Source organism: Actinoplanes sp. NPDC024001, from assembly GCF_040638955.1.
Taxonomy (GTDB): Bacteria; Actinomycetota; Actinomycetes; order Mycobacteriales; family Micromonosporaceae; genus Actinoplanes.
This window is the reverse complement of the sequence record NZ_JBEZZB010000246.1, coordinates 1-10,803: the sequence shown is the minus strand read 5'-3', so window position 1 is coordinate 10,803 and position 10,803 is coordinate 1. Positions and strand designations below refer to the sequence as shown.

Below are 10,803 nucleotides of genomic sequence, written 5' to 3'. Positions count from 1 at the left end.
GTCGAGGAGCACCGGGACGGACCGTGGCAGGCCCGCCGGCCGCGTGGCGCGCTCCACTCCCGCACCGGCTCCGATCACCTCGGTGTCAGGTCGTGTTCTGCTGGAGAACCTCGGAGATCGGGCGACGAGGGGTGACGGGCGCCGGCGGTCCGTAGCCCAGCCGGATCACCAGCTGCGCGAATCGGCCGGAGCGCCGGTCGGCGAGCACCTCACGAATCGACGGGATCTCCACCGGCTGGCTGATCGGGGTGGTCGCCAGGTGCCGGCTGGTCGCGCTGAGCAGCACCCGCTGCAGCGCCTGGCCGGCACGAACCCAGTCGGCGGGCTCGTCGCCACTGGTGCTCAGCACGGCGATGGTCGGATAGTTCTCGAACTCCTCGGCTCGGCGCTGTCGCTGGGGGTGCACGATCCCGAAGTCGCGCATCGGCATCCGTTCCAGCGCGTCCCACGGACCGAATGCGGCGGCCGGGATGCCGTCCCGCCGCCGGGCCATGGGGCGGGTCCACCGGTTCATCTCCGCGTAGTAGCCGTCCTGGGCGCGCAGGCGCCGTTCGGCCTCCCTGCCCAGGCTCGCGATGATGGTGCGGCTGGCTGCCCCGGCGATGGCCAGCGCCGCGCCCTCGTGGCGGGCCGCCTCCTGCAGCTCCTCGATCACGTCGGCCGGGACCACTTCGGGCCGGAACGGCTGCCGGTTGGTGTGCCGGCGGGCGATCGCGTCGGCGAGATCCAGCACCGCAGCGGACGGCTCAGCGGGGCGACCGGGCCGGACCACGGCCACCAGATCGGGGCGATCGGCGTCGGGCAGCATCGCCAGCTCGGGGATCCGGCCGGAACGGCGCAGCGCCAGCCGCAGCGTGAAGATCGCCGCGCCGACGCTGATTAGGAGCTCCCTGCCGTCCGGGTCGAGCACCTCGAGCTGCCGGTCGCGGTCCGCGTACACCTCGATTGCTTGGAACGCTAGCCGGAACCGCCACGGCTGGCTGTTGTGCAGGGAGGGCGCCAGGGTTGCCGCGCGAACGCAGCGGACGAGCTCCGGTGTGGTGAGGGCGGTTCCGTTCATGGCAACCCTCCGTGATGGCCTGATTCCTATGCGCTCACGCTAGGGGCAGCCGGTGCCCACAGGCAGAGTCGTAAGACCCGATCGATGCGACGGGAGGGGTCCATCGGCCCTGCCGCCGGCCGCCGCGGCTTGCGAACGTGGAGGTCGGAGGGATCGGAGGCGCTGACATGCTGATTGACCGAGTCGGGCCGATGGACCTGACTGTTCTGGCCGCCGACCGCGCATCGGTGCCGATGAACACGGGCGCTGTCATCCTTTTCGACGGATCGGCGCCGGCCGCGCTGTTCGGACTGCTGCACGATCGGGTTCCCCGAGTGCCGCGGCTGCGCCAGACCCTGCGCCCTACGCCGCCGGCCTGCGGCCGGCCGGTGTGGGTCGACGACCCGTCCTTCAGCCTGGACCAGCACTTCGATCTGATCGAGCGCCCCTGCGACGATGTGTTCGTCCTGGCCACGTCCCTGCTGTGCCGCCCGTTCGACGTCCGCCGGCCACTGTGGCGGGCAACCCTGGTGACCGGCCGGGACCGCGACGCGCTGATCGTCGTCCTGCACCACGTCGTCGCTGACGGCCTCGGCGGCCTTGCGGTCCTCTCTGCCCTTGCGGACGAGTGGCCCGGAGCCGGTCCCGGCCGCCCGTTCCCGCTGCGGCCGCCGACCGCGCGGGAGTTGGCGTCCGACGCGACCCGCAAACGGTTCCACGCCCTGCGATCCCTGCCGGGTGACCTGGTCCGCGGGGTGGCGGGCTTGCGCGAGCTCGGCCTCGGCCGGGTCCGCCCGCGCATGGCCGAGCGCATCTCGCTGGTCCGGCCGACCTCGCGCCGCCGCGCGCTGGCGCCGGTCACGATCGCCCTCGATGAGGTGGCAGCCGTCGCACACCGGCACGGCGGCACGGTCAACGACGTGGTTTTGGCCGCTGTCACCGGCGGGCTGCTGGACGTCCTGCGAGCTCGCGGTGAACACCCCGGCCATCTGATCGTCTCGGTGCCGGTCTCCGGCCGCCCGTCGGCCGATCCGGATCGCTTGGGCAACAACACTGGCGTACGCCCCATCGCGGTGCCGGCCATCGCCGACGACGGGAGCCGGCTCGCCGCGATCGTCGCCGCCACGCGCGAGCAGCGGCGGTCACTGGTACGCGCGGCGTCGGCCGGGCCGCTCGGTGGGGTGTTCCGCATGCTGCATCGCGTCGGTCTGTTCCGGGTGTTCATCGAGCACCAGCGCCTGGTGCACACCTTCGAGACCAATGTGCGCGGGCCCGCCGAAGCGTTGCATCTGGGTGGGTGCCGGATCGGTGAGCTGGTGCCGATGGTGGCGACTGCCGGCAACACGGGCGTCACCTTCGCGGCGCTGTCCTACGCGGGCGCCCTCACAGTGAGCGTGATCGCCGATCCCGTGGTCGTGCCCGAATACGACGTTCTGGCCGCCGCCGTCCGGAGAACCTTCGTAACCCTCGCCCGGGCGGAGGGCTACTCACCTTCACCCTCTCGCCGAGGGCCGGCCTGACGGTCCGTCGGCTCTCACGCGAGGACGTCGGAGACATCTCGCCGTGGCGTGGCCGGCCCGGGCGTGCCGTAGCCGATGCGCAGGGCCAGCTGCGGGTAGCCGGCTCGGCCCAGTGAGCGCCGCAGCTGGTCGCGGGCGGCGGTCACCTCGATCGGCTGAGAGATCATCGAGGCGGACAGGCCTGCGGCGGTAGCGGTCAGTAGGACCTTCTGCAGCGCCTGGCCCGCAGTGATCTGGTCGACCGGCAGGTCGCCCGGCACGCCGAGGATGCCGACCAGCGGCTCGGGCTCGTAGTCACGGCCGGGCGCGCGGCGCCGGTTGCCGAAGAGCCGTTGCGGCAGCAGATCCTGCGGTTCGGGCAGCGGTGCGCCGGCGCCGACCGGGATGCCGTCGGATGCGTCGTCAGCGTGGATCCAGCCGATCAGTTCGGCCTGGTAGCGGTCGTCGCGGCGCAGCACCCGGTCGGCGCTGCCGGCGATCTCGGCGAAGCCGGCCAGGGCGGTCATGCCGACCAGCAGGTCGAGCCAGGCGGCTTCGCTGCGCGCTGCCTCGATGAGGCGCACTCGGGCGTCGGCCGGCACCCGATCGGGCCAGAACGGCGCCCGGTTGCTGTGCCGGCGCGGGATGGCGGCGCAGAGCTCCTGCTCGGCGTAGGTCGACGGCCGCTCGGCGCCGGGGATGAGCCGGGCGATCAGCTCCGGCTCGGCGGCGGACGGGCGAAGGCGCACCTCGGCGGGCCGGCCGCGCATGGCGAGAGCGAGGCGGGCATTGTAGGTGGCGGCTCCGCACGCGAGGCGGACCGCCCAGCCGGACCGGTCCGCGACGGCCAGCTGCCGAGCAGGATCCGCGACGATTTCGACGGCACCGTCGCGCAGCCGGAACAGCCACGGCTGGCTGTTGTGCATCGAGGGCGCGCGGATGCCCGCGCTCGCCGCCGCGCGCAGGTCCGCGTCGTTGTAGCTGTTCACAGCGGTTCTCCTTCGCGCTGGTCGAGTGGGACGACGGCAACAGGACAGGGTGCCTCGGTCGCCACGGTCAGGGGTACGTCGCCGGTGCGGGCCCGGCCGATGACGCCGCGGCGCTTGTCGCCGACGACCAGCAGCCGAGCACCGGCGCCAGCACGGATCAGAGCGTCGACCACGGAACCGTGCAGCACCACTCGCCGGACCGGCACAGCAGGGCACTTCGACGCCCAAGGTTCCGTCTCGGCCGCGAGAAGCTCCAGATCAGCAGGTTCGACGGTGAAATGCGTGGACAGAGTCGTGTCGTCGTAGAAGTAGTCGTCCCGGGTTGCCTCGGACACATGGACGGCGGCCAGCGGCAAGTGGTGCTTCGCCGCGTACGTGAAGGCGAACTCCATCGCGGCCCGGCCCGCATCGGTTCCGTCCACGCCGATCACCACGTGACCCGCCAGCAGCGGGCTCCCGACCGAGAGAGCATCCGGCCGGACGACCACGACGGGGCAATGCGCGTGCCGCAGCACCCGGCGTACCGTCCGACCGCTCTCACCGGCGCCGATGACCAGCAGGCGGACGCCGGTGGAGGCGTCGGCCAGCCGGGCCGACGGCTCGCCGCTGCGGATTCGCAGGGCGGCCCGCTGGCCGCCGAGGCGCGTCTGCGTTTGCGCGTACGCCCGGGCGAGCGGCGGATCGATCAGCTCCACCTCGGCGGGCGTCGGTTCCCCGGTGGCTTGGTCCAGCGGTGAGCCGGGCACGCAGACGTGCAGCAGCACGAGTCGTGCGCCGGTGCGCTCTGCCTCCTCGGCCGCCCAGGCCAGCGCCTGCCATCCGCCGGCGCCGCCGATCCCGACCGCGATCGAGCCCACCATGGTGGTCACCCACTTCGCGTTGGTGAAGACGTCGTGCGGGTCACGGCGCCTGCGGTCTCGACGAGGCGGCCCAGCTCGGTGAACTCGCGCTGCGCGGCGCGAGCACCCTGCTCGAGCGGTGTCATGGGAACCTCCGTCGGTCACCCACTACCGTGCCGGTTGCCGGCTCCGGCTGTTCAGGGCCGAAGGTCCCGTCTCAGCCGTCGATCGGGACCCGCCAGATCAGCACCGTTCCAGTGCCCGCCGAGGGCGGGCCGACCTCGAAGGTCCCGCCCAGGTCACTCGCCCGCTCGCCCAGGTTGACGATGCCGCCGCGGGCGCGGGACGGGTCGAAGCCGATGCCGTCGTCCTCCACGCAGAGAACCGCCTCTCCAGCGGCGGCTCGCAGGGATATCCGGACGCTCGTCGCCTCGGCGTGCCGGGCGACGTTCGACAACGCCTCACGCAGCACCGCGACCAGTTCGGGCTTGATGTCGTCCGGGATCGCGCTGTCCACCGGCCCGGTCGTGTCCAGGATCGGCCGGAAGCCCAGCGCCTCGGCCACGCCCTCCACCGTGTCGTGGAGCTCCGCGCGCAGCGTGGCAGGTCCGCTCGGGGTACGGAGCTCGAAGATCGAGCGGCGGATGTCGCGGATGGTGGCGTCCAGGTCGTCGACGGCGGCGTTGATGCGCTTGGCCACCTCAGCCTTGGCCGCCTGGTGCACGGCGCCCTGCAGGTGCATGCCGGTCGCGAACAGCCGTTGGATGACCACGTCGTGCAGATCCCGCGCGATGCGCTCGCGGTCCTCCAGCACGGCGAGCTGCTGGCGTTCCTCCTGCGCCCGTGCCCGCTCGAGGGCCAGCGCCGCCTGCCCGGCGAAGGTCGACAGCTGTACGGCGTCCTCGTCACTCGGCGGCTGCCCGGCGGGCTGGGTCACGATGAGCACGCCGTGCAGGGTGCCGGCGGCCGCGAGGGGGACAGCCATCGCCGGGCTGTCGGGCACCGGGCCGGGCCAGTCCGCGGTGGCGCGGAGGTTCTCGACGGCCCGGTACCTTCCCGTCCCGAACGCGGCGGCGGTGGCCGGCTCCACCGGGACGAGCTTGCCGACGAGCCGGCCGGACGACGGATCCGCGCCATCGGCGACGTCGATCGTGTATCGGGCGTTCTCCTCGTCGTACAGCATCACCATGACCAGCTCGGCGCGCGACACCTCACGAGCGCGGCGGGCGATGAGCCGTAGGGCCTCGGTGCGCCGGACCGTGCCCACGAGGACGCTCGTGATCTCGGCCGTGGCGGCCAGCCAGCGTTCCCGGCGTTGGGCCAGTTCGTAGAGCCGGGCATTGTCGATCGCCACACCGGCAGCGGCGGCGAGCGCGATGACGATCTCCTCGTCGTCCTGGGTGAACTCGTCGGCTTCCCTCTTCTCGGCCAGGTAGAGGTTGCCGAAAATCTGGTCGCGGGTGCGTACCGGGACACCGAGGAAGCTGTGCATCGGCGGATGATTGGGCGGGAACCCGTACGAGTCGGGGTGCCTGGTGATGTCCGGCAGCCGCACCGGATTGGGGTCGGTGATGAGCAGACCGAGCACCCCACGGCCGCGCGGGAGGTCGCCGATCTTCGCATGCGTTGCGGGGTCGATGCCGTGGGTGATGAAGTCGGCGAGGCCGGTGCGGTCGGCGGTGAGCACGCCCAGGGCGCCGTAGCGGGCGCCGGCCAGAGCGCAGGCCGCCTCGACGATGCGCTGCAGAGTGCTGCGCAGGTCCAGGTCCGTGCCGATGCCGACCACCGCGTCAAGCAGGGAGCGCAGTCTCTCCCGGCTGGCCATCACATCGCCGACCCGGTCCAGCATCTCCTGCAGCAGCTCGTCGAGCCGCACGCGCGAGAGCGGGCTGAGACCCAACGACGGCGGATCGATCCGGTCGTCTCCAGCGTGCCGCTCCACCATGACCGTCAGGGTAGCCCGGGGCCGTGGCCGCGGAGCGGATGGCTTCGGTGACAAGTCGCTGCAGCTCAGGTCTTTGGCCCTAGGACTCGTCGGCCGGAGAGGGTAGGAAGGGGAGATGATTCGAGTCTTCCTGCTCGATGACCACGAGGTGGTCCGGCGCGGCCTGATCGACCTACTGCAGGCCGAGGGCGACATCGAGGTGATCGGTGAGTCGGGCCTGGCCCGGGAGGCGACCGCGCGTATCCCTGCCCTGCATCCGGATGTGGCGATCCTCGACGCGCGATTGCCCGACGGCAACGGTATCGACGTGTGCCGTGACGTGCGTGCCGTGGACTCGACGATCAAGGGGCTGATCCTCACCTCGTACGAGGACGACGAGGCGCTGTTCGCCGCCATCATGGCGGGCGCCTCGGGGTACGTGCTGAAGCAGATCCGCGGCAACGATCTGCTCGATGCGGTTCGCCGGGTCGCGGCCGGCCAGTCGCTGCTGGATCCGGCGGTCACGCAGCGGGTGCTGGAGCGCATCCGGCACGGGGTGGAGCAGCCGAGGGAACTGGCGTCGCTGACCGACCAGGAACGCAGGATCTTGGAGTTCATCGCTGAAGGGCTGACCAACCGGGAGATCGCCGGCCGCATGTTCCTCGCTGAGAAGACCGTCAAGAACTATGTCTCCAGTCTCCTGGCCAAGCTGGGCCTGGAACGGCGCACGCAGGCGGCGGTGCTCGCCACCCGGCTGCTCGGCGAGCACCCGCACGGCTGAGGCTTCTTCAGTACACGGCGAGTCCGTGGCCGCGGAACTGGTCACGGACCCGGCGCAGCAGCGTCTCATCCGGCGCAGGCGTGTCCGCCAGCGGCAAAGGCAGGCCGAGAGCGGCATACTTCGGTGCGCCGAGGCGGTGGAACGGCAGCACCTCGACGCGCTCGACGGTGGGCAGGTCCGCCGCTGTCGCGGCGACGGCCTCCACGTTGGCCGGATCGTCGGTGAGGCCGGGCACGAGCACGAAACGGACCCAGATGGGCATGCCGCGGTCGGCGAGGCGGTGCGCGAAGCGCACGGTGGGTGAGAGCCGGCCGGTGCGGGTCACCTTTCGGTACGTGGCGGGGTCGCCGGACTTGATGTCGAGCAGCACCAGGTCGGTGGCGTCGAGCAACGCGTCGTCGGCGCGGTCCCCGAGAAAGCCACTGGTGTCCAGCGCGGTGTGCAGCCGCATCTCCTTGCAACGGCGCAGCACCTCACGGGTGAAGACGGCCTGCTGCAGCGGCTCACCGCCGCTGACGGTGACGCCGCCGCGGGCGACCTTGAGGAAGCGTTCGTAGCGGCGGATCTCGGTGATCAGGTCGTCCACCGAGGTGGGTCGGCCGTAGCGGCGGTACTGGGTGTCGGGGCTGTGGCAGTACTGGCAGCGCAGTGGGCAGCCGGCCAGGAAAGCGACGAACCGGGTGCCCGGCCCGTCCACTCCGGTCGAGATGTCGAAGGAGTGGACGGAGCCGGTCACCGCCGCGGCAACGGTGGTCATCACAGCGATCCGTGGAAGGTTCGGGAGATGACGTCGCGTTGCTGCTCGGGGGTGAGCTTGACGAAGTTGACCGCGTAGCCGGAGACCCGGATGGTCAGCTGCGGGTAGTTCTCCGGGTGGGCCATGGCGTCCTCGAGGGTGGCCCGGTCCAGCACGTTGACGTTCATGTGGAACCCGCCGCCGTCGGTGTATCCGTCCAGCACCCCGGCGAGGTTGGCGATCCGCTCGTCGCGGGAGTGACCGAGACCGTCCGGGGTCACCGTGATGGTCAGCGAGATGCCGTCGCGGGCGCTGCGGTACGGCAGCTTGGCCACCGACAGGGCGGCGGGGACCATGCCGTGCCTGTCCCGGCCGTTCATCGGGTTGGCTCCGGGCGCGAACGGTTCGCCGGTCCGCCGGCCGTCGGGGGTGTTGCCGGTGTGCTTGCCGTAGACCACGTTCGAGGTGATGGTCAGCACCGACAGGCTCGGCTCGGCACCGCGGTAGGTGGGCTGTCGCCGGATCTTGTCCATGAACCGTTCCACCAGGTCCACAGCGATCGTGTCGGCCCGGTCGTCGTTATTGCCGAACGCCGGGAAGTCGCCGTCCACGGCGTAGTCGACGGCCAGGCCGTTCTCGTCGCGCAGCACCTTCACCTGGGCGTGCCTGATCGCCGACAGGCTGTCCACGGCGACCGAGAGGCCGGCGATGCCGGTGGCCAGGAAGCGGTGCACCGGGAAGTCGTGCAGGGCCATCTCGATGCGCTCGTAGGCGTACTTGTCGTGCATGTAGTGGATGACGTTGAGTGCGTCCACGTACGTCTCGGCGAGCCAGTCCAGGGTGTGGTCGTAGGCGGCGAGCACGGTGTCGTAGTCGAGGACGTCGTCGGTGATCGGCGCGGTGGGCGAGGCGATCTGCTCGCCGGTCAGCTCGTCGCGGCCGCCGTTGATCGCGTACAGCAGGGCCTTGGCGATGTTGGCGCGGGCGCCGAAGAACTGCATGTCCTTGCCGACCCGCATCGCCGAGACGCAGCAGGCGATCGCGGTGTCGTCGCTGTACGCCGGCCGGATCAGGTCGTCGTTCTCGTACTGGATGGCGCTGGTGTCGATCGACACCTGGGCGCAGAACCGTTTGAAGCCGTCCGGCAGCGCCGGTGACCACAGCACGGTCAGGTTCGGCTCAGGCGCCGGGCCGAGGTTGTAGAGGGTCTGCAGGTAGCGGAAGCTGGTGCGGGTGACCAGCGGCCGGCCGTCGGCGCCGATCCCGCCGAGCGCCTCGGTCACCCAGGTGGGGTCGCCGGAGAACAGCTGGTCGTACTCCGGGGTGCGCAGGAACCGGATGATCCGCAGCTTGATCACGAAGTCGTCGACGAGTTCCTGGGCGGCCTGCTCGGTCAGCGTGCCCTCGGCGAGGTCGCGCTGCAGGTAGATGTCGATGAACGAGGAGGTGCGGCCGAGTGACATGGCCGCGCCGTTCTGCTCCTTGGTGGCGGCCAGGTACGCGAAGTACAGCCACTGGATCGCCTCGTGAGCGGTGGCCGCCGGGCCGGAGATGTCGTACCCGTACTTGGCGGCCATGGCGCGCAGCTCCCGCAGCGCCCGGATCTGCTCGGCGAGCTCCTCCCGGTCGCGGATCACCGGCTCGGACGACAGCCGCCCGTCGAGCGAAGTCTTGATCGCCTCGCGTTCGGCGATCAGCCGGTCGACACCGTAGAGCGCCACCCGCCGGTAGTCGCCGATGATCCGTCCCCGGCCGTAGGCGTCCGGCAGTCCGGTGATGATGTGCGAGCGGCGGGCGGCCTTCACATCGGCCGGGTAGGCGTCGAACACTCCGTCGTTGTGCGTCTTGCGGTAGGTCGAGAAGATCACCTGTACGGGCGGGTCGAGCGCGTACCCGTACGCTTTCAGACCGGCCTCGACCATCCGCAGGCCGCCAGCCGGCATGATCGCGCGCCGCAATGGCGCGCTGGTCTGCAGTCCGACGATGAGCTCGTGGTCCCGGTCGATGTATCCGGGCTCGTGCGAGGTGATCGTCGACGGGGTGTGCGTGTCCACGTCGTAGATGCCGCGACGGCGCTCCTCGGCGAACATCCGGCTCAGCTGCTGCCAGATCTGCTCGGTCCGGTGGGTCGGTCCGGTCAGGAACTCCGGGCCGCCGGCGTACGCGTCGACGTTGCCCCGGATGAACCCGCCGACGTCGATGCCCTGCTGCCATCCGCTGCCGCGGAAGCCACGCCAGGCCGGGTGCTGTGTGTTCGCCATGACCTCTCCTTCGTCTTCCTTCAGCCTTGCCGAGCGCAGTCCCGCCGGTTAGGGCCGGAGGTCCCGGACGGCCGGGGCCGTCCGGGACCTTCGGGTGCGGGCGCGATCTCGTCGGCCCTGTGGTGCGGTCTACGGCAACAGCACGAGACGAGCTGGGACACGGCTGGCCAGAACGTCCTCGATGGCGTCGTTGATCTGCTCGAGGCGGCGGGTCTCGTAGAACACCCGGGTGCGGCCGGCGGCGTGCAGTCGGAACACCTCGGCCAGGTCCACGCGCGTGCCGACGATGGAGCCGATCACCCGGATGCCCTTGAGCACGGTCTGAAAGATCGGCAGGGACATGGCGTTGTCCTTGGGTAGCGAGACCAGGATCAGCCGGCCACCGCGGCGCAGCGACGCGTGTGCCTGCTCGATCACCGTCGGGTTGGCCGCTAGGACGACGGCGACATCCGCGCCGCCGAGGGCCTCGATCGCCGCAACCGGGTCGGTCGTGGCCGCATTGACCACATGGGCGGCGCCGAGCTGCTTGCGCCGATGATGGGCACGAACGCCGCTACGCCGGGCTCAGGCCGGGCAGCGTGTCGAGCAGCGACGCAGGATGTCTCTCCATGATGGCGATCCGGCCGAATGGCCGAACGCCGCCTAGTACTGCTACGGCGGATCACTACTTCGAGTAGTTCTGGATCGTTTCCCGGACGTGGTCACGGTTGAGCAGGTGCAGGGTTGGGACGAGGC

The 10,803-nt window shown here is 71.0% G+C and carries 8 protein-coding genes and 1 pseudogene; 2 read left to right on the top strand and 7 right to left on the bottom strand.

Annotation, left to right across the window (positions count from 1 at the left end):
• Window positions 1–85: 85 nt before the first annotated feature.
• A complete protein-coding gene (locus AB0F81_RS47735) occupies window positions 86–1,060 on the bottom strand; it encodes a nitroreductase family protein (protein WP_360210469.1) in 975 nt (324 codons plus the stop codon).
• Window positions 1,061–1,227: 167 nt separating this feature from the next.
• Here AB0F81_RS47735 and AB0F81_RS47730 point away from each other — a divergent pair, with 167 nt between their 5' ends.
• Window positions 1,228–2,559 carry a wax ester/triacylglycerol synthase domain-containing protein gene (locus AB0F81_RS47730; RefSeq protein WP_360210467.1) on the top strand — a complete coding sequence of 444 codons (1,332 nt, stop codon included), beginning with the start codon at window positions 1,228–1,230 and terminating at the stop codon, window positions 2,557–2,559.
• A gap of 14 nt (window positions 2,560–2,573) precedes the next feature.
• On the opposite strand, the gene AB0F81_RS47725 is transcribed toward AB0F81_RS47730, so the two are convergent.
• The 3 genes from AB0F81_RS47725 to AB0F81_RS47715 form a co-directional block, all read right to left on the bottom strand.
• Window positions 2,574–3,527, bottom strand: coding sequence for a nitroreductase (locus tag AB0F81_RS47725; RefSeq protein ID WP_360210465.1), 954 nt, complete (start codon window positions 3,525–3,527; stop codon window positions 2,574–2,576).
• Complete coding sequence (locus AB0F81_RS47720) at window positions 3,524–4,387, bottom strand: universal stress protein (RefSeq protein WP_360210471.1); 864 nt, start codon at window positions 4,385–4,387, stop codon at window positions 3,524–3,526. Before AB0F81_RS47720 ends, AB0F81_RS47725 begins: the two co-directional genes overlap by 4 nt.
• Window positions 4,388–4,583: 196 nt before the next feature.
• The gene (locus tag AB0F81_RS47715) at window positions 4,584–6,311 is read right to left on the bottom strand and encodes a GAF domain-containing protein (RefSeq protein ID WP_360210463.1); all 1,728 of its coding nucleotides are present in this window, start codon (window positions 6,309–6,311) and stop codon (window positions 4,584–4,586) included.
• A 115-nt stretch (window positions 6,312–6,426) separates the two neighbouring features.
• Between AB0F81_RS47715 and AB0F81_RS47710 the strand changes: the two genes are divergently transcribed.
• Window positions 6,427–7,071: a response regulator transcription factor gene (locus AB0F81_RS47710; protein ID WP_360210461.1), complete on the top strand. Its 645-nt coding sequence runs from the start codon at window positions 6,427–6,429 to the stop codon at window positions 7,069–7,071.
• Window positions 7,072–7,078: 7 nt separating this feature from the next.
• On the opposite strand, the gene pflA is transcribed toward AB0F81_RS47710, so the two are convergent.
• The 3 genes and pseudogenes from pflA to AB0F81_RS47695 all read right to left on the bottom strand — a co-directional run.
• Window positions 7,079–7,828 carry a pyruvate formate-lyase-activating protein gene (gene pflA, locus AB0F81_RS47705; protein ID WP_360210459.1) on the bottom strand — a complete coding sequence of 250 codons (750 nt, stop codon included), beginning with the start codon at window positions 7,826–7,828 and terminating at the stop codon, window positions 7,079–7,081.
• On the bottom strand, window positions 7,828–10,068 hold the full coding sequence (gene pflB, locus AB0F81_RS47700; RefSeq protein ID WP_360210457.1) for a formate C-acetyltransferase: 2,241 nt from the start codon (window positions 10,066–10,068) through the stop codon (window positions 7,828–7,830). The genes pflA and pflB overlap by 1 nt, the downstream gene beginning before the upstream one ends.
• A gap of 129 nt (window positions 10,069–10,197) precedes the next feature.
• Window positions 10,198–10,584, bottom strand: a pseudogene (locus AB0F81_RS47695) (zinc-binding dehydrogenase); the annotation flags it as partial.
• Window positions 10,585–10,803 lie beyond the last annotated feature (219 nt).